Genomic DNA, 24,107 nt, shown 5'->3' on the forward strand with positions numbered 1-24,107 from the left:
CCCCAGCCCCTCCCCTCAAGGGGGAGGGGAGCGATGCCGCGGCGCCCCGGGTCAGACAAACGCGGCTTCTCCTTCGACGCCGGATTTGACGCCGGTGATGAGGGAGAAAAAAAAAAACGCCGACGATCCTGCCGCGGCGCCAGACCCAGATGCGGTCGACGAGGTCGAGCACCTGGCGCAGGTTGTGGCTGACGAGGATCAGGGGAATGCCGCGCTGCTTGAGGCCGCGGATGATGTTCTCGACCTGGGCGGTTTCCTGCACGCCGAGCGCGGCGGTCGGCTCGTCCATGATGATGAGCTTGCTGGCAAAGGTCGCAGCGCGGCTGATGGCGACGCACTGGCGCTGGCCGCCGGACATGTTGCGGATCTTGCTCTTGAGGTCGGGAATCTTGACGCCGGTGGTCTTCAAGGCCTCGGCGGAGCGGCGGGTCATCTCGCGCTCGTTGAGGATGGAGAAGGGACCGAGATTGAACCAGGTCCGCTCGCGGCCGAGGAAGAGATTTGACGGGACGTCGAGATCATCGGCGAGGGCGAGGTTCTGGAACACGGTCTCTATGCCATGGTCGCGCGCATCGATCGGGGTCTTGAACGCGACTTCCTCGCCGTCGAAGAAAATCTGGCCGGCGGAGGGCTGCTCGACACCGGTGATCTGGCGGACGAATGTCGACTTGCCCGCGCCATTGTCGCCGACGATGGCGACGTGCTCGCCTTCGCGCAGCACGAAGTTGGCGTCCTCCAGCGCATGGATGCCGCCGTAGCGTTTGCTGAGGCCGCGTGTCTCGAGGATGACCTTGCGTTCGGACATTTGCTACTCCTTTTGGTGTCGCGCTCTCGAACCGCAAAAGTGGTATCCACTTTTGCTGAGAGCGCTCCTTCCTAACCCCGGCCGCGGGCGCGCTGGCGGTAGACGTCCTGGACGACGGCGATGACGATGATCGCGCCCAGGATCATCTCCTGGTAGTAGGCCCCGACCCGGAGGAACGTGAAGCCGGAGGTGATGACGCCGAGGATCAGCATGCCGAGCGCGGTGCCGACGATGGAGCCGCGCCCGCCGGCCAGCGAGGCGCCGCCGATGACGGCCATGGAGATGGCGTGGAGCTCGTACATGGTGCCCATGCCGGACTGGGCGGTGAGGCCGCGGGCCGAGAGCACGATGCCGGCAAGGCCAGCCAGCACCCCGGCTATGCAATAGACCAGGATGATGTGGCGCTCGACGTTGATGCCGGAGACGCGGGCGGCCTGCTCGTTGGAGCCGATGGCGTAGGTGCGCCGGCCATAGACGGTGTAGCGCAGCGCAAGCTGGAAGAGGACCGCGACGGCGAGGAAGATCAGCACCGGGTTCATGCCGGCGCCGATGGCGGCGAAATCGGGCGTCGGGAAGGAGACGGGCTGGCCTTCGGTGTACCATTTAGCGACGCCGCGGGCGCTGACCATCATGCCGAGCGTGGCGATGAAGGGCGGTATCTTGGTGTAGGCGATCAACGCGCCGTTGATGAGGCCGGCGAGGAGCCCACAGCCAAGGCCGACGGCGACGGGAACGATGACCGGCAGATCGGTCAGGTGCGGATAGACGGCGCGGGCGTAGGTCGACACCTGCGCGAAGCTCATGGCGATCATGGCGGTGGCGCCGACGACGGAGCCGGAGGAAAGATCGATGCCGCCGGTGATGATGACCTGGGTGACGCCGACGGCAATGATGCCGATGACGCTCACCTGCAGGATCATGATGCTGAGGCGCTGGAAATTGAAGAGGAAGCTCTGGCCCTGGAAGATCCAGCCGAGGATCTCGAAGAGCACGGCGATGATAACGAGGCCGATGAAGACATTGAACTCGGCCGGCCAGGGGCGGCGATCGGTTTTCTCCGCGGCGGGCTTGGCCGTTGCGTCTGCTACCTGGGCCATGGTGTCCTCTCTTTTTTCGCCATTCTACGCCTGCCGATGGCGGGGTTTAACCGGAATCGACGGGTGGGCTCCCCTTCCTTGAGAGCGGAGCTAATACATAAGTCTCCGACCTGGGAACCGGCCCCCTTCCCTCTCCCCTTGTGGGAGAGGGACAGATTTTCCGCGTTCAGCGGAAAATCAGGGTGAGGGGTCTGCGATGCCGCCGCTTACGCTGACGTTTGCCTCGGCATCGTTGACCCCTCATCCGCCCCTTCGGGGCACCTTCTCCCACAAGGGGAGAAGGGGGTGCCCTACTCCGGCCCCTTGGTCAGTTCGCTTCGAAATAGTCCTCGATGTTCTCGGGGGTGACGAGCTCGAAGGGCACCCAGATGACCTGCTCGACTTCCTCGCCGGCGGCGAGCGCGATGGCGGCGTCGAGGGAGCCGGAGCCCTGGGCGGCGGCGTTCTGGAAGACGGTGACGTCGAGGTCGCCGGCCTGCATGGCCGCGAGGGCGTCCTGCGTCGCGTCGACGCCGCCGACGATGACGTCTTCCATCGACATGCCCGCCGCCTTCATCGACTGGATGGCGCCGATGGCCATCTCGTCGTTGTTGGAGACGAGCGCATCGAACTGAACGCCGGCCGAGAGCCAGTTGGTCATGAGGTCGGCGGCCTGGGTGCGCTGCCAGTTGGCGGTCTGCTCCTCGACGATGGTCATGAACGAGCATTCGTCGGTGGCGATGACGTCGTGCACGTCCTGAGTGCGCTGGCGGGCGGCCTGGTTGGAGAGCTCGCCCATCATGACGACGATATTGGCGCCCTCGCCCTTGCCGACCTCCTGCAGCAGGCGGCAGACTTCCTGGGTCTCGAGGGTGCCGGAATCGACCTCGTTGGAGCCGACGAAGGCCTGGTTGTCGGGCAGGGTCTCGAGGTTGACCGGCTGGCGGTTGACGTAGACCAGCGGGATGTTGGCCTGTGCGGCCAGCGCCGACATGGCTTCGGTGGCGTCGGTGTCGACAGGATTGACGATGATGGCGTCGACGCCTGAGGCCACGAAATTCTGGATCTGGTTGAGCTGACGGCCGACGTCGTTCTGCGCGTCCTCGATCTGCACCTCGACGCCGTCGAGTGTGCCGGCGTATTCCTCGATGCCGTTGCGCAGGACGGTGAGGAAATTGTCGTCGAAAAGCGCCATGGATACGCCGACGGTCTGGGCGGCGGCGGTGCCGGTCATCAGGCCGACGGCAAGGCCGGCCAGTACGAGCTTCTTCATTTATGTTCTCCTCCTCATGGAGCGTCCGGTGGCGCTCCTGTTCTTGACCGGATGTTCCCCGAGCGGGAATCCTCCTCTATGCGGCGCGCTCCTCCAGCGCGTCGGAAACGAAATCGATGCTCTGGCCGATGGCCTTGGCAGGATCGGCGAGCGTGCGCAGTTCCTCGGCGAAGGGTTCGAGCGAAAGCAGCGCGCGGCAACCGGCGGCGCGCAGCGCCGCGATCTGGCCGAGATTATCGAGCCGGTCGCGCGGACCGACGAGGACGCGGTGGGAATCGCGCATGTCGGTGAACGCCACGGCGGGGTCGTCGACCCCGGAGATGTGGATGAGGCCTGTCTCCTGCGGAAAGAGCTGCGCCTCGCCGGCAAGGCGATGGTGAAACGTATCGTGGACGAGGCGGAACGCGCCCTGCCCGTTCGCGGCGGCGATGGCGGCGACGGCTTCGCTCTTGAGGCTCAGCGAACAGGCGGCAAAGCCGAGGCATTCGATGAGGCCGGTGAGGCGGCGCGCGGAGAGGATCGGCGACAGGCCGGCGAGCGCTTGCGTCGCGTTGGCGACCCGCTCGCTGCGGTCAAGGCCCGTGCCGTCGTTGGCGGCGACGAGAACGAGCGCCCCGGCGCCGCAGGCTGCCGCATAGTCGGCGAGCGCCTCGGCTTCGGCGGCGCGCTCGGGCGACCAGTGATTGAACTTCTGCAGGGCGTTGATGGAAAGGATCGCGACCCCAGCCTCTTCGGCGAAGGCACGCACGGCAGCCGGCGGCGTGCCGTCGAGGATGGGCAGGCCCGGCAGGTCGTTGCGAATCTCGACAGACGAGATGCCGAGGCTGCGCGCAAGGGAAAAGAACGCCGGCAGAGGCAGTTGCGGAGCGACCATGTGGTTGAGCGCAAAAACAGGCCGGTCGTTCAAGCTCACCCTCCCTCGACGCCGGGCTCTTGGCGGCCCGTCCGCTTATGCCCTCAAATGAAACACGGGTTCCGCTTCTTTGTCAATCTGGAACTAATATTCCAAATTTGACAGTGATGGATGCGATTTTCCGCGCATTCTACGGAACAAACGGACGCTGTGACGTTCCAAAAAGATGCGTTGCTCGTGGATCGTTCAAATCCTTGCACAGCCCCGCGACGGCGACAGACGCGCCGGCACCAAGAGACGCTTGAGGTATTTCGGACCTATCGGGTAGGAGCATAGGCAATTCGATCCGCCGGGTCGCATGGAATAAATCGAGGACGACAAATGAGTGAAGTCGCGGGCTCGCAGCAGGCGACCTATGTGCTGACGCTTTCCTGCGCGGACCGGCCGGGGATCGTGGCCGCGGTGACGACGGAGCTGGCGGCGCTGGGCGGCAACATCGCCGAGAGCAACCAATTCTGGGACCGGCAGACCGGCCAGTTCTTCATGCGCATCGCCTTCACCATGCCGGCGGGCACCGGGCGCGAGAGCATCGAGCGGGCGCTGAAGCCGGCATTCGAGCGGTTCGGCATGAAGACGGCGATCGCCGACCAGGCGCGCAAACCGCGCATGATCATCATGGTCTCGAAGTTCGACCATGCGCTGCTGCACCTGCTGTATCAGATCCGGGTGGGCTGGCTGGACGCGGAGGTCGCCGCGATCGTCTCCAACCATGCGGACGCCGAGCGGATCGCCAGGGCCGAGGACATCCCCTTCCACCTCTGGCCGGTGACCAGGGAGAACAAGGCCGAACAGGAGGCCAAGGTCATCGCGCTGGTCAAGGAAACGGACGCGGACCTCGTCGTGCTGGCGCGCTACATGCAGGTGCTGTCCGACAATCTCTCCAACCGGCTCTATGGCAAGGCGATCAATATCCACCACTCGTTCCTGCCGAGCTTCAAGGGGGCCAAGCCCTACCATCAGGCGCACGAGCGCGGAGTGAAGCTCATCGGCGCGACGGCGCACTACGTGACGGCCGCCCTCGACGAGGGGCCGATCATCGAGCAGGAAACGGCGCGGGTGACGCATTCGATGAGCCCGGACGACCTGATCGCGGCCGGGCGCGACATCGAGAGCCGCGTGCTGGCGCGGGCGGTGAAGCTGCACCTGGAAAGCCGGGTGATGCTGAATGGGCATAAGACGGTGGTGTTCGGGTAGGTAGAGACGTGCCACGCCCTCGTGGTTCGAGGCCGCTTCGCGGCACCTCACCATGAGGGCTACTGGGACGACTCTGGATTCTCATCAGCCCCCATGGTGAGGCGCGAAGCGCAGCGGAGCCTCGAACCACGAGGGCGTGGCACTCAGTCCTTCTCGCCAGCCGCTTCCGCGTCCCTCGCCCGCTTGGCGTCCGCCTCGGCGATCCAGCCGCTGAACTTGGTGAAGAGGCGGGCGAACTCGACGACTTCTTCTTCCGGCCAGTCGCCCAGGGCGTCGGCGAAGCGCTGCCACTTGTACTTGCGCACGGCCAAGGCGTGGCGGCGGCCGGCGTCGGTCAATTCGAGACAGATGCGGCGGGCGTCGGCCTGGGAGGCGACACGCTTGACGACGCCGGCCTCGACGGCGTCGGAAACGATGCGGCTGGCGCGGGAGGGATCGACGTTGAGGCGCTCGGCGACGGTGCCGACGGTCACCTCCCGGTCGCTGCCGGCGCAGGATTCGACGACGGACATGACGTCGAAGACGCCGGGATCGAAGTCGAGCTTCAGGTCGCGCACGGCCATGCGCATGAGCTCGCGCCGGGCCATGGAGCGGCGGATGTTGCCCATGATGGAATCGATGGCGACCGCCGCCTCGGCCGCGCGCGGCGACATCCCGTTGCCGATGAGCTGCAGGACATGATGATCCTGCAATTGATCGACCGGCTTTTTTTGGCCTTGGGCGTTGTCCTTGCTCATAATAGGCTCATATCAAGTCTCGGGCGCGCTGCAAACCGACGGTGCGGGACAGGCAAATTATGTGCTATTGACATATAAGTGACAATGGCACATTTTCTAGCGCCTTCAGCAAGAGCTTTGCCATGACCGAAACCGCTTCGCCTGCCCCTGCCCCGATGTCGTTCTCGCGCAAGATGACGATCTATGTGGCGCTTCTCGCCGGCCTCTTCATGGCCGTGCTCGACGCGCAGATCGTGGCGACGGCGCTGCCCACGATCGCCGCCGACCTCGGGCGGCTGGAGCTCTTCGGCTGGGTGGGCGCGGCGTACCTGCTCGCCACGGCAGCGGTGACGCCGTTCTACGGCAAGCTCGGCGACCTCTTCGGGCGCAAGCGCGTGTTCATGGCGGCCATCGTCATCTTCGTCATCGGCTCGCTCGCCTGCGGGCTCGCGCGGTCGATGGAGATGCTGATCGCTGCCCGCGTGATCCAGGGTCTCGGGGGCGGCGGGCTGATGACCTCGGCCTTCGGCATTCTCGCGGACCTCTTCGAGCCGCGCGAGCGGGCCAAGTACCAGGGGTTCAGCTCGGCGGTGTTCACGGTGGCGAGCCTCATCGGCCCCGTGGCGGGCGGCGTCATCAGCCAGACGATCGGCTGGGAGTACATCTTCCTCATCAACCTGCCGATCGGCATCGGCGTCATCATCGTCCTGATCTTCGCCATGCCCAATTTCGAGACCGGGCGGAAGCCCAGCATCGACTACATGGGCGGGTTCCTGCTGGCGGCGGCGGTGACGGCGCTGGTGTTCTGGGCCGAGGAAGCGCTAGGCGGCGGCTATGGCGGAGTGATGGTCTACCTGCTGCCGGCGGTGGTGGTCGCGGCGCTCGTCGGCTTCGTGGTCGTCGAGCGGCGGGCGGACGAGCCGATGGTGCCGCTGCACCTCTTTTCCAACCGCAGCATCTCGCTGGCGCTCGCCATCTCGGTGGTCTCGGGCGTCGCAACGCTCGGCATGCTCAACTACTTCGCCCTCTTCCTGCAGACGGTGACCGGGTTGCCGCCGGCGCTGGCGGGTCTCCTGTTCCTGCCCTCCTCCGTCGGCTCGCTGCTGGCTTCGGTCGGCTCGGGCATGCTGGTCTCGCGCACGGGGCGCTATAAGATCTTCCCGGTGATCTCGATGGTGCTCGGGGCCGTGGTGATGATCGGCTTTTCGACCGTGCACGCGACGACACCGCTCTGGTTCATCGGCATCCTGATGTTCTTCTTCTCGGTCGCCATCGGCCTGCAGATGCAGACGCTGATGACGGCCGTGCAGGCGGCCGCGCCCATGCGCGACGTGGGGGCGGCGACGGGCACCATCACGCTCGCCCGCATGATCGGTGCTTCGCTCGGGCTGGCGGCCAATGGCGGGCTGCTGACGGCGGCGCTGATGCGGGGGCAAGAGGGGATCTCCGCCGGCACGCTGGCGGCGATGCCCGGGCCGATGAGCGAGATGACGCCGACCGCGATCGCGACCCTGCCGCCGGAAGCGGCGAGCGAGGTGGTGGAGGTGTTCGCCACGGCTTTCGGCACCGTGTTCTACTTCGGCGCGGCGCTCTTTGCCGTGGGGTTCTTGTGCGCGCTGCTGATGCCGAACGTGAAACTCGCCGGGCGCGGCGGCGAGGCGCCGACGGGCGGACGGGCGGCTCCCGCGGGGGTGCCGGCGCAGGCGGCGGGGGAGTGAGAAAAGCGGGGATCGGCACAAATCCCCCACCGGATGTCACCCCGGCGAAGGCCGGGGCCCATCCTGAGATGGCGTAGCGGCCGCCAGGTGGGAGTGGTGAGCACCTGGAGGTGCCAGTTTCATACACCTTGCGGTTGGGGGGATATCTCAGGATGGGTCCCGGCCTTCGCCGGGATGACATCGGGGTTGAATGAGGCTCGGTGCCAGTCCTCCAATTTCAATCCCTGACAGGCTTCAACGCTGATCGGTCAGGTCCCACCACAAGTCACGCCAGTCGGGATTGGTTTCTTCGATCAACCTCCCCTTCCAGGCACGCTGCCATTCCTTGATCAGCTTCTCGCGCGTGATCGCCGCGTCGATGTTGTCGTGGACCTCGAACCAGACGAGGTGCCCGATGCCGTGCTTCCTGGTGAAGCCCTCGACGGCGCCTTCGCGGTGTTCCCAAGCCCGGCGCACGATGTCGTTGGTCACGCCGATATAGAGCGTTCCGTTCCTGCGGCTGGCCATGATGTAGACGCAGAAGGTACGGTGCATGGTGCCCCCAAGTATGCCCACGCAAGGGCACGATGCTTTCACATCCACCGTTGTCACCCCGGCTTTCGCCGGGATGACAGGCGGTGGGTGGGGTGGGTTTGTACCTCGAGCCGCCCCTTCGCGGCCCCGCCCTACGTCTCCCTGGCCCGCTCGAGGATGCGCTTGCAGTCGAGGAGTTCTTTCAGCACCTCGGAGAGCTTGTCGCGGGCGTCGCGGTCGAGGGTGGGGTTGGCAGTCATGCGGGCTTCTTCGAGCTCGGCTTCGTCGCCGGCGACTTCGGCCTGCTCGATCATGGGCAGGAGCTCTTCGATGGGCTTGCCCTCGCCCACGGCGATGACGTAGCGCGGGCCCTGGTCTTTCAGGATGCGCTGGACGCCCTTGATGGTGAAACCCTGATCGTAGAGGAGGTGGCGGATGCCCTTCAGGAGCATCACGTCGTCGGGCCGATAATAGCGGCGCCCGCCGCCCCGCTTCAGCGGCTTGATGTTCGAGAAGCGGGTCTCCCAGAAGCGCAGCACGTGCTGGGGAAGGTCGAGCTCCTCGGCCGCCTCGGAAATGGTTCGGAAGGCGTCGGGTGACTTGTCCAAACCGCACTCCAGAATGCTTTATTTTCCAGCACGTACCATAGATTTGTTGATCTTGGATTTCAACACGTTGCTGGGTTTGAACACAAGAACCTGGCGGGGAAGGATCGGAACCTCCTCACCCGTCTTGGGATTTCGTCCGATCCGCTGGTTCTTGGACCGGACCTGAAAGGAGCCGAAAGAGGAGAGCTTGACGTTTTCCCCCCGCACAAGGGCGTCGCTGATGAGGTCGAGAACCCGCTCGACCAGCTCCGCCGACTCGGTTCGGGAAAGGCCGACCGTGCCATAGACCACCTCGGCCAAATCCGCCCGAGTCACCGTCTTCTGAGTCATTCGCACCCCCGTATTGCCATCAAGGCCAATCACAGGTCCGGCACCCGAATCGGCGGCCGGCCTTGGTTATTGTCGGCACGATCACGACGTCATCGAGGCAAAACTCGACAGCCCCGTCTGGCGTTTCCTCAACCCGCAAAGAGACTAACGCCTTGAAACGGTTAAGGTCAATGCGCGAGATGGCGGGCGCCGGACGGCGCGATCGGCCGGTGGAAAACCCTCACCAGCGGATGAGCGACGCGCCCCAGGTGAAGCCGCCGCCCATGGCCTCGAGCATGACGAGGTCGCCGCGCTTGATGCGCCCGTCGGCAACCGCGACGCTCAGCGCCAGCGGCACGGATGCCGCCGAGGTGTTGGCGTGGCGGTCGACGGTGACGATGACCTTCTCGGGCGGCAGGCCGAGCTTGGCCCCTGCCCCGTCGATGATGCGCTTGTTGGCCTGGTGCGGCACGAACCAGTCGAGGTCGTCGACGGTGACGCCGGCCTGGTCGAGGGCTGACTCGACGACGTCGGTGATCTTGCCGACCGCGTGGCGGAAGACCTCCGGCCCCTGCATCTTGACGTGGCCGGCAATGCCCGTCGAGGACGGGCCGCCATCGACATAGAGCTTGTCCCAGTGATGCCCGTCCGAGCGAAGCGCCGAGGCGATGACGCCCCGGTCCGGCTCGCCGTCGGCGATCTCGACGAGCTCCATGACGGCTGCGCCCGCGCCGTCGCCGAAGAGCACGCAGGTCGACCGGTCGGTCCAGTCGAGAAGGCGCGAGAAGGTCTCGGCGCCGATGACGAGGGCGCGTTTGGCAAGGCCGTTCTTCAGGTAGCTGTCGACGACGGCGACGGCGTAGACGAAGCCGGAGCAGACGGCCTGAATGTCGAAGGCGGCGCCGTGATGGATGCCGAGCTTCATCTGCACGAGAGCGGCGACGGCCGGGAAGGTGTAGTCGGGCGTGGTGGTAGCGACGACGATGAGGTCGATGTCCTCCGGCCCGACGCCGGCCTGCGCCATCGCGGCGCGCGCCGCATGAACGGCGAGATCGGACGTCATCTCGCCTTCGGCCGCAATGTGCCGCTCACGGATGCCGACGCGCTGGACGATCCACTCGTCCGAGGTGTCGACCATTTTCGCCAGGTCTGCGTTGGTGAGAACTTTTTCCGGAAGGTAGCCGCCGACACCACGAATTATGGAACGCGTCTTCACGCCGGTTTTGCCTCCGGTTGGGTTTGTTCGGGCTCGGCCGGCTTCACGGGGAAGCGGCGCAGACCCTCGTCGATCTTGTCGATCAGATGGCTGCGGGCCATCTCGTAGGCGAGGCCGAGGGCGCTCTTGTAGCCGATTTCGTCGGTGCCGCCATGCGATTTGATGACGATGCCGTTAAGGCCGAGGAAAACGCCGCCGTTGACGGTGCGCGGATCGAGCTTGCGGCGCAGGGCATCGAGCGCCTGGCCGGCGAACAGGGCGCCGACCCTCGACATCAGATTGGCCGTGAGGGCGTTGCGCACATAGGTACCGACCTGCCGGGCGGTGCCCTCGGCGGTCTTGAGGGCGATGTTGCCGACGAACCCTTCGGTGACGACCACATCGACGGTGCCCTTGCCGATGTCGTCGCCCTCTACGAAGCCGTGATAGCGGAAGCCCGCGCCGCTGGCGGCGGAGAGCAGCCGGGCGGCGTCCTTGATGGAATCGAGGCCCTTGACCTCCTCGGTGCCGACGTTGAGCAGACCCACCGTCGGCTGGTCGTCATCGAAGAGGGCGCGGGCGAGCGCGGCGCCGAGAATGGAGAAATCGACGAGCTGCTGGGCGTCGGCCCCGATGGTGGCGCCGACGTCGAGCACGATGATATCGCTGCGCAGCGTCGGCCAGATGGCGGCGATGCCCGGGCGCGAAATGCCGTCGATGGGGCGCAGGCACATGGTGGCCATGGCCATCAGCGCGCCGGTATTGCCGCCCGAGATGCACACATCCGCCTCGCCGTCCTTGACCGACTGCAGAGCCGCCCACATGGAGGAGTTGCCGCGGCCCTTGCGCAGGGCCTGACTCGGCTTTTCGTCCATGGCGATGACGGTGTCGCAATGACGGATGGCGGAAACGGGCTTGAGCGTCGGAAACTCGTCGAGCAGGGGTTTGAGCTCTTCCTCACGGCCGTGGAAGACGAAGCTCGTATTCTTGCGCTCCTTCAAGGCAAGGCTCGCGCCGTGGAAGACGATGCGGGGGCCGTTGTCGCCGCCCATGGCGTCCACCGAAATGCGAATTCTGTCGGTCATTTGTGCTCGCGAGAGGGGCGTTGGAACCACGAGAGAGAAGTCATCCGATTACAAGCGGTTCCGTTGTGATTTGCCGCATCGCGCGGCGGAAACCGGGCTTCCGCGCCCCCGGCGCAACGCTTGCGTGAACATAACCCATCGGGGGTCGCACGCAAGTCCCGCGCAACGAAGGGGTGGCTGGAACCGTCGTGTTCCGAACCGTGAAAGCGGCGTCCACTTTTGCCGGAAACACTCTAACGCCCGTCCGAGCGGGGCTTCAGGTCCTTGAGCCGCGCGAACGGGGACTCCTCGACATCGCCGTCGTCGAGCTCGAGCGTATCGAGACTGGCGCCGGGCGCGCGCGGATAGGGATCGATGGCGAGCGCGAGGGTTTCGACGAGAAGCTCGGCCAGGTCGAGATCGGGGCCGTCGATGTAATCCGGCGGATCCTCGCCCTCGAGCTCGACAAAGATCTCGGAGCCGGGCTCCGGCTCGTGCGCACGCTGCGAAGCGGGCAGGAACACGCGGTCGACGGGCTCGTCGATCTCCTGCGTCACCGGTTCGGCGGTGATGACACAGGGCTGTACCACCCGCCCCTGCAAGCGGCCGACCACCCGCACGCCGCCGCGGAAGCGCGTGGCGGTAAGGCGGGCCGAGAGGCGTTCGAGGGCCGAGACCTTCAGCCGCTCGGTGAGCCGCGCAAGCGCCTCGGCATCCGCCTCGACCTCGATCTGCCGGCCGGTGGCGGAGATCTGGTCGATGCGCACGAGCGCATCCGGCAGGAGCGGCGACGGCCGGCTCATGCGGGCGCCTCGAAGGAAAGCCGGCCAGCGCGGATGGCCTCGACCGGCTGGGCCGCAAGATTTGCATCGAGCGCGATGACGTAGTCGGCCAGGCGCCGCGCGCCCTGCGTCCCGACCTCGTCGAAGATGTTGCGGACGAGGACCCCGGCCAGCGCCTCGCGGTCGCCGGCATCGAGCGCCTGGTCGATGGCGGCGAGCAGGCCATAGAAGATGTTGCCCATCTTCTGGATCTTCTTGGGCACCCCGATATCGGTGACGCCCATCTCGCGCAGCTGCCGATCCATGTCCTTGAAGAAGAGATCGAACACGGCCTGGGCGAAATCGCGCTGGCCGGAATCGCCGCCGCGCAGGCGCCGGAAGAGCAGCGCCAGATGCAGGCTGATCATGTCGAAGCGGCCGGTGACCGTATCGGGCACGGACCACTCGGCGTAGAACAGCGGCTGCCGGGATTGCGCCACAATGGCGCTATAGACGGCGTAGACCGACTCGGTTTCGGTGTTTTTTCGGAACAGCGACAGGATCATCGGTTGGCTTCAAGGTCTTATGCGAGGGCACCGGAAGGGCGGTGCGTTCCGGCTCGGGTCAGCTTGCCATCCGAGAACTTGGCCGCTACACATGCCGGCGGCGAAAGCGGTCTCGCAGGGACTGCTGCCGTGATGTCACGCCTATAGTCGAGAGCCCTGGGGAAAGTCAAACAATGCCGTTGTCCGTCGTTTCCGGGCGTCTCGCGCCGATCGCCGCTGCCGCCATGCTCGCCGTCGCGCTTGCCGGCTGCACGGCCAGCAACAGCCTGGTGACGCAGCGCACGCAGGGCTACGAGATCCCCGAATCGGCACTGGCGCAGATTCGCCCCGGCCAGAGCCAGGACCTGGTGCGCACCGTGCTCGGCACGCCGCCGCTGACCAACGAGTTCGGCGGGCAGACGGCGTGGTACTACGTCGAGACCAAGCTCAACACCACCGCCTTCGGCCTCAATACGATCCGCTCGCGCACGGTGCTGGCCGTCTATTTCGACGAGCGCGGACGGGTGCGCGAACGCGCCGTCTACGGGCTCGAGGACGGCGTGGTCATCAACATGGAAACGCGACGCACGCCCTCGTTCGGCGAAGACCGCACGTTCATCCAGTCGATCCTGGGTTCGATCGGGCTTTAAGCCTCGGCATTCGCCACGCCCTCGTGGTTCGAGGCCGCTGCGCGGCACCTCACCATGAGGGCTACCGATAGCGCCTACCCACCGATGTCCTCCCGGCGAAAGCCGGGATCCAGCCTGAGATATGTCCCCGGCCGCAAGGTGGTTGCGGCTGTTCCTTGATGTGCCCTCTTCATACACCTTGCGGCTGGTGAGGCATCTCAGGATGGGCCCCGGCCTGCGCCGGGGTGACATCTGGGTGGGTGAGCGTGGTGCCAGAGCTTGCGCAAACGGCGCGGGCACTATTCATCCCGCTCACTGCGTGTCATCCCGGCGCAGGCCGGGATCCAGCCTGAGATGTGTTCACCGCCGCCAGGTAGTTGGGGCGGTCCGTCAACGTGCCCTCTTCATACACCTTGCGGCTGGCGAGGCATCTCAGGATGGGCCCCGGCCTGCGCCGGGGTGACATCGTGGGGGAAGCGGCATGGTGCCCAAGTTAGGCTTCGCCACGAAACTCCCGCACTACGCGAAACCGAGGCTCAGGGTGTAGGTCAGCGGGCTCTTTGCGGTGATGTAGACCTTGGGGCCGGGGATCGAGAGGCCGCCGTTGTGCCAGGCGTATTGCTCGCCCGGGCGGGCCTCGATGAGGCCTGGGCCGTTGCCGGGGCCGAAGGTGATGCGGTCTTCGCCCAGGGTGTAGGTCCCCTCCCCTTCGATGAGATGGAAAGTGCCGTCCTCCAGCGCCTCGGCGCCGGAGAGCTCGCCGCCTTCGCGGAAGGTGAGCTCGAAGGTCAGTTCCACGTCCGCCTCACCCGAGATGTCGAAGGCGAGGTCAAAGCCGGTATCGGTTCCGGAGATGGCGACGTTCGTCGTCAGGTCGCGGGTCGAAACCGGGCGATTGTCGAAGTCCATCATAGAATAGAAGCGGCCATCGACGGAGCGCGAGAGGGCATAGACGGCATCTGCGCTACGCCGCTCGGCGGGCATGGGCAGGTAGTAGGGAATGGCGAGCGCGTTGCCGAGGCGGATCTCGCCGTTTTCGAAGGCGATGCCGTTGGAGCGGAAGTGGCCCATGGAAAAGAAGTTGGGCACCAGGCGCACGGCCTCCAGCACCGCCTTGCCGTTGAAGGCGCGCAGCATCGTGGGATTGGTGGAAAGGCCCGAACCGAAGCGGTTGTAGAACGGGGTCGGCTGGCCGTCCGCGTACCAGTCCGTGCCGCCGAAGGCGGAGGCGTTGAGCTTGCCGCGGCGGATGCGCACCAGGCCGGCACCGGGATAATAGCGCTTGAGATCGGCGAAGGGCTCCTCGTCCGCCGGGAGGGTAGCGGCGATCTCGGGGCGCTCGATGAGATCGCCGAGGAAATCGCCGATATCGGCGGCGAACTGCCGCTCGATGAGACGGGCCATGGCGGCGAAGCGCCCGTTGCCATCGAGAAGCGAAAGCTCGCGGAACTGGGTGTAGAAGTAGCGGATATTGACGACACGCTGGTCCTGGTCCTGCCGGCGGGACTGGATGGTCTCGATCTCACCGTTGGGCTCGGAGTGCTCGATGGTCAATTCGAGGTTGCGTCGCACGTGCTCGAGGAGCTCGGGCCGGTCGAGGACGTGGGCGACGACGAGGAGCGAGGGGTTGGTGACCTCGGAATAGTAGATGCCGCTGCGCTCCGAATAGATGCCGTCGGCGTCGATATCGATGCCTTCGGCGAGCCATTCGTCGATGCGGTCGTTGTAGGAGACGCCGGTGACGTGCCCGATGCGGGCGAGCGCGGCGCAGAGCTTCCAGCGGTGGTTTGGCGTATGGACGCCGCCGGCGGCAAGGCCGGGACCGGCTTTGCCCATCATATCGCGGATGCGGCCGGCCATCTCGGCGCTCGCGGCGTGATCGTCCGCTTCGAGGAGCGAAACCATCAGGCCCATGTCTTCGATGAGGAAGCCGGTATCGGGCGGAGAATGGCGGTTGCCGACGCTGAAGGTGCCGTCCTCGTGCTGGCGTGAGGCGAGGGTCGCGAGCATCTCGTCCAGGGAATCGAGGAAGGATACGTCGTGATGGTGGGCGGACCGGCTCCAGACGAACGGCGTCACCAGCCGGCGTACCTGGCGGGTCAGGCCGCGCGGCGAGCCGGAGAGGGCGGCTGACAGCTCGGCGAGGGTCTTGCCAGCCTGGGCGTCGGCGGCGGTGGTGAGGACCGAGAGGCTGTCGGCGTCCTCTTCCTGTGCGGAAGCGGCCCCGGCGAGCCCCAGGGTGATGGCGGAACCTGAGAGCCAGCGGCTGCGCAGCGCAGCGCGCGCACCGAGCGCGGCTGTCGCGCCGATGAATTGACGACGATCCATGATTTCTCCTCCTCGGCACGCCAGCAAATCCGTTGGTTCGGCCTTCTGGCCGGCGATGAATGGATGAGGAGAGAGTTTCAATCGGCAGAGGCGACGTCAATACATTTTCATGAAGTGACGACCGATAAGTTGCCCATACTCAGCATGTGCACGAGCCATTGCGTGCCGCAGTATGAAAGAAATTTCATAAGCGAGATGTGCCACGTCCTCGTGGTTCGAGACCGCTTCGCGACACCTCACCATGAGGGCTAGCGAACCCACGAAGGCGTGGTGCGCGCCCCTACTCTGCCGGCTGCGGGCGGCGGCGCGTGATATCGCCCCAGGCCAGCAGCAGGATGGCGAGGGCGGCCAGGGGAATGGCGAGGATGTTGATCGACTGCCAGCCGATGAGCTGCAGGAGAAGGCCCGAGCCGATGGAGGCGAGCGCCATGGTGCCGAAGACGATCTGTTCGTTGACGGCCTGCACGCGCGCGGCCTCCTCCGGACGGTAGGCTTGCGTGAGGAGCGTCGTCGAGCCGATGAAGCCGAAGTTCCAGCCAACGCCGAGGAGGATCAGCGCCAGGTTGAAGTGGGCAACGCTGAGCCCCAAGAGGGCGATTATGGCGCAGCCGACGATGAGGACGAGCCCGATGGCGGCGGTGAGATGCGCGCCGATGCGCTTGATGATCGCGCCGGTGATGAAGCTCGGGGCGAACATGGCGACGATATGCCACTGGATGGCGCCGCTCGCCTCGGCCGGCGAATGGCCGCAGGCATAGACCATGGCAAGGGGCGCGGCGACCATCACCAGCGTCATCAGCGCGTAGCTGACGGTGGCGCCGACGATGGGCACGGCAATGGCGGGCGTCGAGAGCAGGACGCGCAGCGGGCGGCCCTGCGGAGCGCCTTGCTGCGGCTTGTGGGCGGGCGCGAGGCGGGTGAGGCTGACGATGCCGATGGTGACGACGGCGATGACGGCCATGACGATATAGCCGGCGGCGAACGGCGCGCCGGGCACCCAGCCTTGCGAGATGGTGCTCAGTTGCGGGCCGAGGAAGCCGGCGGCGACACCGCCGAACATCACCCAGGAGATGGCCGTGCTCTTCAGAGCGGGCGCGACGCTGTCGGCGGCGGCGAAGCGGATCTGCTGGAAGGCGGCAGCCGTGGTGCCGACAACGAAGAAGGCGGCGCAGAAGAGCCAAAAATTGGACAGGACGACCGCAAGCGCGGCAACGAGCGCGGCGGGCGCAGCGATGGCGCCGGCGAGCATGAAGCCGCGACTGCGCCCGAGGCGGTGGAGAAGGAAGGTCGCCGGCGTCGTGCCGAGGGCAAGGCCGATGATCATGGCCGTGACCGGGAGGGTCGCGAGCGCGGGGTTGGGCGCCATGCCGGCCGCGGTCAGCGCGCCGATGGACATGATGATCGCCTGGCTCGAGCCGCCGAGGGCCTGGGCCAGGGCGAGAAGCGCGATGTTGCGGACGGATTGCGTCCGGGTCGGAGCGTCGGTCATGGGACGGACTCGCGGTGGAGGTGCATATTCGCACGGCTGGGGGGCGAGTGCCATGGTGGGATGGTGCTACAGGCAGGATGCATCTCCCTCCTGGGGAGGGAGGTGCGGGAGCCGCCGCTCTTGTGCAGGTGGGAAGGCCCCCTCACCCGGCCCGCCGGGGCCGACCTCTCCCCCGCAGGGAGAGGTGGGGGGCTCAGGGGTACGCCAGTGGATCATCCCACCCATCCCCGGATGCCTCGCCGATCGCAAGGTATCCGAAACCGGCACTGGCGAGGGTGCCCAGCACTTCCACCTTGCGGTTGTGGGGCTATCTCAGGATGGGCCCCGGCTTTCGCCGGGGTGACAGCCGGTGGGTAGGCCAAGATGGTGCCCAAGGCGTCAGGGCCTGGACCTACAGCTTCACCCCTGCCCGGCGCGCGATGGCGTCGAGGGTGGCGTTGACGAGGTTGGCGGCGTCGTCTTCGTGGAAGGCCTTGGCGATGTCGACGTATTCGGTAATGACGACGCGGGCCGGGATGTCCTTGCGGCGGGTGAGCTCGAAGGTCGCGGCGCGCAGGATCGCGCGGATGGTGGCGTCGACGCGCTCGACCGGCCAGTCATCGGCCAGGGCCTTGTCGACGGACGGATCGATCTCGAGCTGGTGCTTGATGACGCCGGTGACGATCTGGCGGAAGAAGTCGGCGTCGGCGGGCAGGTATTGCTCGCCCTCGATCTCGCGGCCGAGGCGGAAGGCGCCGAACTGGGAGAGGGTTTCCTCCAGCGTCTGGCGGCCGATGTCCATCTGGTAGAGCGCCTGCACGGCGGCAAGGCGCGCGGCCCCGCGCTGGTTGGCGGGACGCGCCATGGCGGGATCGCGTTTCGCGGGGCCGGAGGTGGGTTTATCGGCAGGCATCGCTCAGGCTCCCAGCCGTGCGCGCAGCTCGGCCATGGCGAGAGCGGCGCGGGCGGCTCCGCCACCCTTGTCCTCTCCGGACACACGGGCGCGAGCCCAGGCCTGAGCTTCGTTCTCGACGGTCAGGATGCCGTTGCCGAGAGGAATGGCCTCGTCGACGGATAGCTGCATCAGGGCGCGGGCACTCTCGCCCGAGACGATCTCGTAATGCGTGGTCTCGCCGCGGATGACGCAGCCGAGGGCGACGAACCCGTCGTACTCGTCGGGCTGGCCGTCGAGGGCCATGGCGACGGCGGCGGGGATTTCGAGGGCGCCGGGGACGGTAACGACATCGAAGGTCGCGCCGGCCGCTTCGAGGGCGGCGGACGCGCCGGCCAGCAGCTCATCGGCGATCGCGTCGTAGAAGCGCGCCTCGACGACAAGGAAATGCCGGCCGCGGGCCGAACCCGGCTCGATTGGAAAGGTGCCGCCCGAGGAGGCCATCGTTTGCTAGTCCTGCTTGTTGAGCCCGCCGAGGGTTTCCATCAGCCGCGCCGCGTAGCGGGCCATCGGATCCACCTCGATGTTGACGAAATCGCCCACCTCATAGTCGCCCCAGGAGGTGACTGCAACCGTATAGGGGATGAGGTGCACCGAGAAGCGGTCTGCCTCGACCGTATTGACGGTCAGCGAGGTGCCGTTGAGGGCAACGCTACCCTTCTTGGCGATGAAGGGAGCAACATCGGCCGGGGCGCGGAAGGTGAGGGTCAGTTGCTCGCCGGTCGCCTGCTTTTCGACGATCTCGGCCATGCCGTCGATGTGGCCGGAGACGATGTGGCCGCCGAGCTCGTCGCCGACTTTCAGCGAACGCTCGAGGTTGAGGCGGCGGCCGATGCGCCATTTGCCGACATGGGTGACGGCGAGGGTTTCGAGGGCGGCGAAGACCTCGAACCAGTTCTCGTCTCCTTGCCGGCCCTTGGCCGTCACCGTGAGGCAGATGCCGTCATTGGTGATGGAGGCGCCGAGATCGATGCTATCGGCGTCATAGCTGGTGGCGACACGCAGGAGACGGCCGTCGTTGCGGTCCTCGACCTTCACGAGGCGACCGACGTCGGTGACGATACCGGTGAACATGATCATGAGGTTCCCATACCTGGGTGCATCTGCACCGGAATTTCCACGTCCCCGATGTCACCCCGGCGAAAGCCGGGGCCCATCTCCGAACTTTTCAACACGCAGCAACGGATCGGTTGGTCATCGCTGCCTCGTTCACATACCTTGCGGCTGCGACTGCATCTCAGGATGGGTTCCGGCATTCGCCGGAATGACACCGAGTGTGTAGTAGCTGCGGTGACAAACCCGCTGATCTGCAGGGATGGTACCATCAACTCAGTCAGCGTTCTCAAAAGTACGCAGCATATCCTCACCCAACGCGGTGCTCGCGACCTCATGGAAACCGGCGGCGGCGAGAAGCTTTTCTATAGTGCCCCTGGCAGTGGCGCGCACGCCGCCCGCGCCGATGGTGACGGCGCCCTGCAAGAGCTCGAAACGGTCGACAAGGCCGGCGGCGAGAAAGGCCGCCGTCAGCGTCGCGCCGGGCTCGACAAGCAGGCGAGTTATGCCCCTGGCGTGGAGGGCTTTCAGGGCTTCGGCGAGATCGGGGCGGCCGTCGGCGCCGGGGACTGCGATAACCGCGATGGATGCGGGCACGGAGACCTCGCGGCCGGATTCGGCAATGATCGCAACGCGATGGCCGGAAAAGCCGCCAATCAGATTCAAGCGGCGATCGATGCCGCGCGTGCCTGCGAGGATGACGCGAAGCGGGGTGCGGGACTCGAGGCCGGGGAGCCGCACGGTCAACTGCGGATCGTCGATCTCGGCGGTCGCGCCGCCGATGAGGATGGCGTTGGACATGGCGCGCTGGAGGTGGGTCCAGCGGCGGGCTTCCTCGCCGGTGATCGCCACCCTGCCCTCGTCCTTGCGCCCGATCATGCCGTCGGCGGAAACGGCAAGCTTCAAGGTGACGAAGGGACGGCCGAGGGTGTGGCGGACGCGATGGGCCTCGTGGAGGCGACGCGATGGGGCGTGGTCGGCGACGACGACCTCGATGCCGTGACTGCGCAGAAGGGCGACGCTCTCGCCGCTCGTGCGCGGATCGGGATCGGCGGTGCCGATGACGACGCGGGCGATACCGGCGCGCACCACCGCATCGACGCAGGGCGGCGTGCGGCCCCAGTGATGGCAGGGCTCGAGGGTGACGTAGAGCGTGGCGCCGCGGGCGAGATCGCCGGCGGCTTCGAGGGCCAGCGGCTCGGCATGCGGACGCCCGCCCCTGGCGGTGACGGCGCGGCCAAGGAGGATATTTTCGCCCGGATCGACGACGAAGGCGGCGACGGTCGGATTCTCGGCGGTGGCGCCGAGAAAGGGCTCGGCCGCGCGCACGGCCGCGTCGAGCCAGCGGATATCGTCGGGCGTGGCGGGGCTCACTCGTCCTCGACCTTTTCGGCCTCGTCGGCCTTGTGGAGCTCGGCGAGGAAGGAGCGGAAGTCGTCGGCGGACGCGAAGTTGCGGTAGACCGAGGCGAAGCGCACGAACGCCACGTCGTCGAGGCTCTTGAGGCCTTCCATGACGAACTCGCCGATCTGGTCGGAGGTGACTTCCACGTCGCCGAGGCTTTCGAGCTGGCGGACGATCCCCGAGATCATACGCTCGACGCGCTCTGGATCGACCGAGCGCTTGCGCAGCGCCGTATAGACGGAGCGGGCGAGCTTTTCGCGATCGAACGGCACCTTGCGGCCGGACTTCTTGACGACGGTCAGGTCACGCAGCTGCACGCGCTCGAAGGTGGTAAAGCGCCCGCCGCAGGCGTTGCAGATGCGCCGGCGCCGGATGGCCCCGGAATCCTCGGTCGGACGGCTGTCCTTGACCTGGGTGTCGTCGTTGCCGCAGTAGGGGCAGCGCATGGCGCGTCCTTACTGGCCGTAGATCGGGAAGCGGTCGGTCAGCACCTTGACCTTCTCGCGAACGGCCTCCTCGACGGCAGCGTTGTTCTCGTCGCCGTTGGCGGCGAGGCCGTCGAGGACTTCGAGGATCAGCTCGCCGACATGGCGGAACTCGGCCTCGCCGAAGCCGCGGGTGGTGCCGGCGGGGGTGCCGATGCGCACGCCCGAGGTGACCGCGGGCTTTTCCGGATCGAAGGGCACGGCATTCTTGTTGCAGGTGATGTGAGCGCGCCCGAGGGCGGTTTCGGTCGCCTTGCCGGTGAGGCCCTTAGGACGCAGGTCGACCAGCATCAGGTGGTTCTCTGTGCCGCCGGTGACGATCTCGAGCCCGCCCTTGACGAGAGTGTCGGCCAGCACCCTGGCGTTGGCGACGACCTGACGGGCATAGAGCTTGAACTCGGGCGAGAGCGCTTCCTTGAAGGCGACGGCCTTGGCGGCGATGACGTGCATCAGGGGCCCGCCCTGGATGCCCGGGAAGATGGCCGAGTTGATCTTCTTGGCGATGTCCTCGTCGTCGGTGAGGATGAGGCCGCCGCGCGGACCGCGCAGGGTCTTGTGGGTGGTGGTGGTCGCCACGTGCGCGTGCGGGAACGGGCTCGGGTAGACGCCGCCGGCGACGAGGCCGGCGACATGGGCCATGTCGACGAAGAGGATCGCCCCGACCTCGTCGGCGATGGCACGGAACTCGGCCCAGTCCATGATGCGCGAATAGGCCGAGAAGCCGGCAACCAGCATCTTCGGCTTGTGCTCGCGGGCGAGCTGGCGGACCTGGTCCATGTCGACGCGGCCGTCCTGCTTCCTGACGCCATACTGGATGGCGTTGAACCACTTGCCGGACTGGTTCGGCTTGGCGCCGTGGGTCAGGTGCCCGCCGGCATCGAGGCTCATGCCGAGGATGGTGTCGCCGGGCTGCAGCAGCGCCTGGTAGACACCCTGGTTGGCCTGCGAGCCGGAATTGGGCTGGACGTTGGCGAAGCCGACGCCGAAAAGCTGCTTGGCGCGCTCGATGGCGAGGGTTTCGGCAACGTCGACGAACTGGCAGCCGCCATAGTAGCGCCGGCCCGGATAGCCTTCGGCGTATTTGTTGGTCAGCACCGAACCCTGCGCTTCCAGCACCGCCTGGGAGACGATGTTCTCGGAGGCGATGAGCTCGATCTCGCCCTGCTGGCGCGCGAGCTCGTCGCTGATGGCCTTGGCGAGCTCCGGATCGGTCTCTGCCACCGAATCCGAGAAGAAGTGCGGAAAGAGCGGAAGGCTGGTGGCGGCGCTCATGGTATTCTCCGGGCGGTCTCCTGGGCAGCCGCCCGGGCGTACCCAAGATGTGGTGCTTGAAGGGCGATACGGACGCAGCCTCTAGCACAAAGGCACGCGCCAGTCCAAGCGCGCGAGGCCAAGTTCAGCCACGATTTTCTCCTATGCGCAGGCAACCGACGGCATGCGCCCGGCATTTCAAATATGCCGGCGATGTGACGGCCCGCCGGGGGGCGGAAGGAGAACGATGATGAAGAAGAGTTTTGCAACCATGGGCGCGATATGCCTGGCCGTTCTGACCGGGGTCACCGGCGTCGTGCCGGCGCAGGCGCAGGCCTTTGGCGACCGCGACCGCGTGGTCGGCATCTATTGCGAGCGTTATAACGACCGCGAGTGCCGGAACCGGCATCGCTGGGGCGATGACGACTATCGGGTGTTCTACCGCGACCGTCGCGACAACCTCGATGCCATCGCAGCAGGCGCCCTCGGGCTGACGTTCGGCGCGATTCTGGGCAGCGCGCTTTCCCAACCGCAGCCGCGGGTCAACGACCGGGTGATCTATCTCGACGACGAGCCCTACTATCGCGACCGGTATCCGAGCCATCCGCGCTACAGCGATGCCTGGGAGGCGCATGTCGCCGCCTGCTACGCGCGCTACCGTTCGTACGACGAGCGCACCGATACCTTCATGGGATATGACGGCTACCGGCATCGCTGCATGATGTAGGGGACTCGGGGCGGGTGTGCCCCGCCCCGACCTCGGCGTCGGCCGGAGCATTGCTGCCCCTCCCTTCTTCCTCAAGGGGAGAAGGAGGAGCGTCCTCCTGAAATACCGCATCAGCCGCAAGGTGGGTGATCAAGGCCGGGGAGCGCTGCCGCGTTCCAGGACTGGTCCTGCCTGCTTTCTTAAGATGGAGAAGGTGGCGGCACTTGTTCGCACACCTTGCGGCTGTGGCGGTATCTCAGGATGGGCCCCGGCTTTCGCCGGGGTGACATCCGGCGGTGGGTGCGGGGCCGCTTTCCCATAAGGATGGGCCCCCTACCCTTATGCTTCCACTTCGCTCCGCGGCGTCCAGAACGCCATGAGGGCACCGGTGCCTTCGGTGACGTCGGACCAGCGGGGGACGTTGAAGTCGATGACGGCGAGCGCCGCCGTCGGGTATCCCGTCTCCATGGCGGCAAGGGCATCGGGGTCGCCCATGCCGCAAAGCGCCAGCGCGCTCGACTGGGTGGCGCTGTTGTGGCCGACGAGCATGACGGAGGCGGCCTCGCCCCCCTCCTCGCGAATGAACGCGACGTAGTCTTCTTCCATCAGATCATAGAGGCGGCGGCTGCGGACGAGCTCCGGCGCGGAACCGGCTTGGGCCAGCGCGGGCAGAACCGGCTCGATGGTCTGGAGCGTGCGGATGGCGGTGGAGCAGATGATGCGCCGCGGCAGCCATCCGCGTTCGCAAAGCGCCCGGGCAAGCACGGCGGCGGCGTGTCGTCCGCGCGGAGCAAGGGGCCGATCGAAATCGGCCATGCCATCCTCCTTCCAGGAGGACTTGGCATGGCGAAGGAGATAGAGCCGCAACATCAGAAAAGCCGTTGCGGCGGTTCTGCCGCCGAGAGCTCGGCGAGGCGCTTCTTCAGCTTGGCCAGCGCGATCACCTGCATCTGGTGGCGCGTGGCCGCGATGGGCGCGATCACGATCACCTCGACATTGGTGTCGGCATCGATCGCCGAAACCCGCATCTGCTGGCCGATCTGGACGAACTCGTAGAGGACTTCGCCCACCGTAAAACCCCTCGGGTATGTTGATACCTCAACATACCCTAGAGCATTTCCCCTCGTGAGGGAAACCGGAC

The 24,107-nt window shown here is 66.3% G+C and carries 26 protein-coding genes; 4 read left to right on the forward strand and 22 right to left on the reverse strand.

What is annotated here, in order from left to right:
* From VE25_RS13020 to VE25_RS13035, 4 genes are all read right to left on the reverse strand, one after another.
* A partial coding sequence (locus VE25_RS13020; RefSeq protein WP_152664617.1) for an ATP-binding cassette domain-containing protein occupies positions 1–805 on the reverse strand: 805 nt, incomplete at its 3' end.
* Positions 806–876: 71 nt separating this feature from the next.
* Positions 877–1,902: an ABC transporter permease gene (locus VE25_RS13025; RefSeq protein WP_046109073.1), complete on the reverse strand. Its 1,026-nt coding sequence runs from the start codon at positions 1,900–1,902 to the stop codon at positions 877–879.
* 307 nt (positions 1,903–2,209) lie between these two features.
* Positions 2,210–3,154 (reverse strand): sugar ABC transporter substrate-binding protein, encoded by a 945-nt coding sequence (locus VE25_RS13030; RefSeq protein ID WP_046109074.1) that lies wholly within the window; start codon positions 3,152–3,154, stop codon positions 2,210–2,212.
* Between the two features lie 76 nt (positions 3,155–3,230).
* Positions 3,231–4,028, reverse strand: coding sequence for a TIM barrel protein (locus VE25_RS13035; RefSeq protein ID WP_046109189.1), 798 nt, complete (start codon positions 4,026–4,028; stop codon positions 3,231–3,233).
* A 360-nt stretch (positions 4,029–4,388) separates the two neighbouring features.
* Between VE25_RS13035 and purU the strand changes: the two genes are divergently transcribed.
* Positions 4,389–5,261, forward strand: a complete 873-nt coding sequence (gene purU, locus VE25_RS13040) for a formyltetrahydrofolate deformylase (RefSeq protein ID WP_046109075.1) — start codon at positions 4,389–4,391, stop codon at positions 5,259–5,261.
* A 143-nt stretch (positions 5,262–5,404) separates the two neighbouring features.
* Here the strand turns inward: purU and VE25_RS13045 are convergent, their stop codons facing one another.
* Positions 5,405–5,998 (reverse strand): MarR family winged helix-turn-helix transcriptional regulator, encoded by a 594-nt coding sequence (locus tag VE25_RS13045; protein WP_052731947.1) that lies wholly within the window; start codon positions 5,996–5,998, stop codon positions 5,405–5,407.
* Positions 5,999–6,120: 122 nt separating this feature from the next.
* Between VE25_RS13045 and VE25_RS13050 the strand changes: the two genes are divergently transcribed.
* Positions 6,121–7,695 (forward strand): MDR family MFS transporter, encoded by a 1,575-nt coding sequence (locus tag VE25_RS13050; RefSeq protein ID WP_046109076.1) that lies wholly within the window; start codon positions 6,121–6,123, stop codon positions 7,693–7,695.
* A gap of 234 nt (positions 7,696–7,929) precedes the next feature.
* On the opposite strand, the gene VE25_RS13055 is transcribed toward VE25_RS13050, so the two are convergent.
* From VE25_RS13055 to VE25_RS13085, 7 genes are all read right to left on the reverse strand, one after another.
* Positions 7,930–8,229: a GIY-YIG nuclease family protein gene (locus VE25_RS13055; protein ID WP_046109077.1), complete on the reverse strand. Its 300-nt coding sequence runs from the start codon at positions 8,227–8,229 to the stop codon at positions 7,930–7,932.
* A gap of 131 nt (positions 8,230–8,360) precedes the next feature.
* Entirely contained in the window at positions 8,361–8,816 is a 456-nt protein-coding gene (locus VE25_RS13060) for a MerR family transcriptional regulator (RefSeq protein WP_046109078.1), read from the reverse strand.
* An 18-nt stretch (positions 8,817–8,834) separates the two neighbouring features.
* Positions 8,835–9,146 carry an integration host factor subunit alpha gene (locus VE25_RS13065; protein WP_046109079.1) on the reverse strand — a complete coding sequence of 104 codons (312 nt, stop codon included), beginning with the start codon at positions 9,144–9,146 and terminating at the stop codon, positions 8,835–8,837.
* A 220-nt stretch (positions 9,147–9,366) separates the two neighbouring features.
* Entirely contained in the window at positions 9,367–10,341 is a 975-nt protein-coding gene (locus VE25_RS13070; protein WP_244466919.1) for a beta-ketoacyl-ACP synthase III, read from the reverse strand.
* On the reverse strand, positions 10,338–11,405 hold the full coding sequence (gene plsX / locus VE25_RS13075; RefSeq protein WP_046109080.1) for a phosphate acyltransferase PlsX: 1,068 nt from the start codon (positions 11,403–11,405) through the stop codon (positions 10,338–10,340). Before plsX ends, VE25_RS13070 begins: the two co-directional genes overlap by 4 nt.
* A 233-nt stretch (positions 11,406–11,638) precedes the next feature.
* Positions 11,639–12,187, reverse strand: coding sequence for a YceD family protein (locus VE25_RS13080; protein WP_046109081.1), 549 nt, complete (start codon positions 12,185–12,187; stop codon positions 11,639–11,641).
* Positions 12,184–12,711 (reverse strand): ubiquinol-cytochrome C chaperone family protein, encoded by a 528-nt coding sequence (locus VE25_RS13085; protein ID WP_046109082.1) that lies wholly within the window; start codon positions 12,709–12,711, stop codon positions 12,184–12,186. The genes VE25_RS13080 and VE25_RS13085 overlap by 4 nt, the downstream gene beginning before the upstream one ends.
* A 173-nt stretch (positions 12,712–12,884) precedes the next feature.
* On the opposite strand from VE25_RS13085, the gene VE25_RS13090 reads away from it, so the two are divergent.
* Positions 12,885–13,340, forward strand: a complete 456-nt coding sequence (locus VE25_RS13090; RefSeq protein ID WP_052731948.1) for an outer membrane protein assembly factor BamE — start codon at positions 12,885–12,887, stop codon at positions 13,338–13,340.
* A 498-nt stretch (positions 13,341–13,838) separates the two neighbouring features.
* Here the strand turns inward: VE25_RS13090 and VE25_RS13095 are convergent, their stop codons facing one another.
* From VE25_RS13095 to glyA, 8 genes are all read right to left on the reverse strand, one after another.
* A complete protein-coding gene (locus tag VE25_RS13095) occupies positions 13,839–15,647 on the reverse strand; it encodes a hypothetical protein (RefSeq protein ID WP_052731949.1) in 1,809 nt (602 codons plus the stop codon).
* Between the two features lie 280 nt (positions 15,648–15,927).
* Positions 15,928–17,136 carry an MFS transporter gene (locus VE25_RS13100; protein ID WP_046109083.1) on the reverse strand — a complete coding sequence of 403 codons (1,209 nt, stop codon included), beginning with the start codon at positions 17,134–17,136 and terminating at the stop codon, positions 15,928–15,930.
* A 391-nt stretch (positions 17,137–17,527) separates the two neighbouring features.
* A complete protein-coding gene (gene nusB / locus VE25_RS13105; protein ID WP_046109084.1) occupies positions 17,528–18,028 on the reverse strand; it encodes a transcription antitermination factor NusB in 501 nt (166 codons plus the stop codon).
* A 3-nt stretch (positions 18,029–18,031) separates the two neighbouring features.
* A complete protein-coding gene (locus VE25_RS13110) occupies positions 18,032–18,511 on the reverse strand; it encodes a 6,7-dimethyl-8-ribityllumazine synthase (protein WP_046109085.1) in 480 nt (159 codons plus the stop codon).
* A gap of 6 nt (positions 18,512–18,517) precedes the next feature.
* Positions 18,518–19,144 carry a riboflavin synthase gene (locus tag VE25_RS13115; RefSeq protein WP_211199169.1) on the reverse strand — a complete coding sequence of 209 codons (627 nt, stop codon included), beginning with the start codon at positions 19,142–19,144 and terminating at the stop codon, positions 18,518–18,520.
* 252 nt (positions 19,145–19,396) lie between these two features.
* Positions 19,397–20,494 (reverse strand): bifunctional diaminohydroxyphosphoribosylaminopyrimidine deaminase/5-amino-6-(5-phosphoribosylamino)uracil reductase RibD, encoded by a 1,098-nt coding sequence (gene ribD / locus VE25_RS13120; protein ID WP_046109086.1) that lies wholly within the window; start codon positions 20,492–20,494, stop codon positions 19,397–19,399.
* Positions 20,491–20,970 (reverse strand): transcriptional regulator NrdR, encoded by a 480-nt coding sequence (gene nrdR / locus VE25_RS13125; RefSeq protein ID WP_046109087.1) that lies wholly within the window; start codon positions 20,968–20,970, stop codon positions 20,491–20,493. The genes ribD and nrdR overlap by 4 nt, the downstream gene beginning before the upstream one ends.
* 9 nt (positions 20,971–20,979) lie before the next feature.
* Positions 20,980–22,281 carry a serine hydroxymethyltransferase gene (gene glyA / locus VE25_RS13130; protein ID WP_046109088.1) on the reverse strand — a complete coding sequence of 434 codons (1,302 nt, stop codon included), beginning with the start codon at positions 22,279–22,281 and terminating at the stop codon, positions 20,980–20,982.
* Positions 22,282–22,510: 229 nt separating this feature from the next.
* Between glyA and VE25_RS13135 the strand changes: the two genes are divergently transcribed.
* The gene (locus VE25_RS13135; protein WP_052731950.1) at positions 22,511–22,987 is read left to right on the forward strand and encodes a BA14K family protein; all 477 of its coding nucleotides are present in this window, start codon (positions 22,511–22,513) and stop codon (positions 22,985–22,987) included.
* 318 nt (positions 22,988–23,305) lie between these two features.
* On the opposite strand, the gene VE25_RS13140 is transcribed toward VE25_RS13135, so the two are convergent.
* The gene (locus tag VE25_RS13140; protein WP_046109089.1) at positions 23,306–23,836 is read right to left on the reverse strand and encodes a SixA phosphatase family protein; all 531 of its coding nucleotides are present in this window, start codon (positions 23,834–23,836) and stop codon (positions 23,306–23,308) included.
* On the reverse strand, positions 23,836–24,036 hold the full coding sequence (locus VE25_RS13145) for a DUF6898 family protein (RefSeq protein ID WP_046109090.1): 201 nt from the start codon (positions 24,034–24,036) through the stop codon (positions 23,836–23,838). Before VE25_RS13145 ends, VE25_RS13140 begins: the two co-directional genes overlap by 1 nt.
* Positions 24,037–24,107 lie beyond the last annotated feature (71 nt).

Origin of the sequence: Devosia geojensis (genome assembly GCF_000969415.1) — a bacterium.
Classification (GTDB): Bacteria; Pseudomonadota; Alphaproteobacteria; order Rhizobiales; family Devosiaceae; genus Devosia; species Devosia geojensis.

Bases quoted from the DNA above. Each gene is read 5' to 3' on its own strand.
- VE25_RS13025 (WP_046109073.1), bottom strand. From the start codon at position 1,902: ATGGCCCAGGTAGCAGACGCAACGGCCAAGCCCGCCGCGGAGAAAACC.
- VE25_RS13030 (WP_046109074.1), bottom strand. From the start codon at position 3,154: ATGAAGAAGCTCGTACTGGCCGGCCTTGCCGTCGGCCTGATGACCGGC.
- VE25_RS13035 (WP_046109189.1), bottom strand. From the start codon at position 4,028: ATGGTCGCTCCGCAACTGCCTCTGCCGGCGTTCTTTTCCCTTGCGCGC.
- purU (WP_046109075.1), top strand. From the start codon at position 4,389: ATGAGTGAAGTCGCGGGCTCGCAGCAGGCGACCTATGTGCTGACGCTT.
- VE25_RS13045 (WP_052731947.1), bottom strand. From the start codon at position 5,998: ATGAGCAAGGACAACGCCCAAGGCCAAAAAAAGCCGGTCGATCAATTG.
- VE25_RS13050 (WP_046109076.1), top strand. From the start codon at position 6,121: ATGACCGAAACCGCTTCGCCTGCCCCTGCCCCGATGTCGTTCTCGCGC.
- VE25_RS13055 (WP_046109077.1), bottom strand. From the start codon at position 8,229: ATGCACCGTACCTTCTGCGTCTACATCATGGCCAGCCGCAGGAACGGA.
- VE25_RS13065 (WP_046109079.1), bottom strand. From the start codon at position 9,146: ATGACTCAGAAGACGGTGACTCGGGCGGATTTGGCCGAGGTGGTCTAT.
- plsX (WP_046109080.1), bottom strand. From the start codon at position 11,405: ATGACCGACAGAATTCGCATTTCGGTGGACGCCATGGGCGGCGACAAC.
- VE25_RS13080 (WP_046109081.1), bottom strand. From the start codon at position 12,187: ATGAGCCGGCCGTCGCCGCTCCTGCCGGATGCGCTCGTGCGCATCGAC.
- VE25_RS13085 (WP_046109082.1), bottom strand. From the start codon at position 12,711: ATGATCCTGTCGCTGTTCCGAAAAAACACCGAAACCGAGTCGGTCTAC.
- VE25_RS13090 (WP_052731948.1), top strand. From the start codon at position 12,885: ATGCCGTTGTCCGTCGTTTCCGGGCGTCTCGCGCCGATCGCCGCTGCC.
- VE25_RS13095 (WP_052731949.1), bottom strand. From the start codon at position 15,647: ATGGATCGTCGTCAATTCATCGGCGCGACAGCCGCGCTCGGTGCGCGC.
- VE25_RS13100 (WP_046109083.1), bottom strand. From the start codon at position 17,136: ATGACCGACGCTCCGACCCGGACGCAATCCGTCCGCAACATCGCGCTT.
- nusB (WP_046109084.1), bottom strand. From the start codon at position 18,028: ATGCCTGCCGATAAACCCACCTCCGGCCCCGCGAAACGCGATCCCGCC.
- VE25_RS13110 (WP_046109085.1), bottom strand. From the start codon at position 18,511: ATGGCCTCCTCGGGCGGCACCTTTCCAATCGAGCCGGGTTCGGCCCGC.
- nrdR (WP_046109087.1), bottom strand. From the start codon at position 20,970: ATGCGCTGCCCCTACTGCGGCAACGACGACACCCAGGTCAAGGACAGC.
- glyA (WP_046109088.1), bottom strand. From the start codon at position 22,281: ATGAGCGCCGCCACCAGCCTTCCGCTCTTTCCGCACTTCTTCTCGGAT.
- VE25_RS13135 (WP_052731950.1), top strand. From the start codon at position 22,511: ATGAAGAAGAGTTTTGCAACCATGGGCGCGATATGCCTGGCCGTTCTG.
- VE25_RS13140 (WP_046109089.1), bottom strand. From the start codon at position 23,836: ATGTTGCGGCTCTATCTCCTTCGCCATGCCAAGTCCTCCTGGAAGGAG.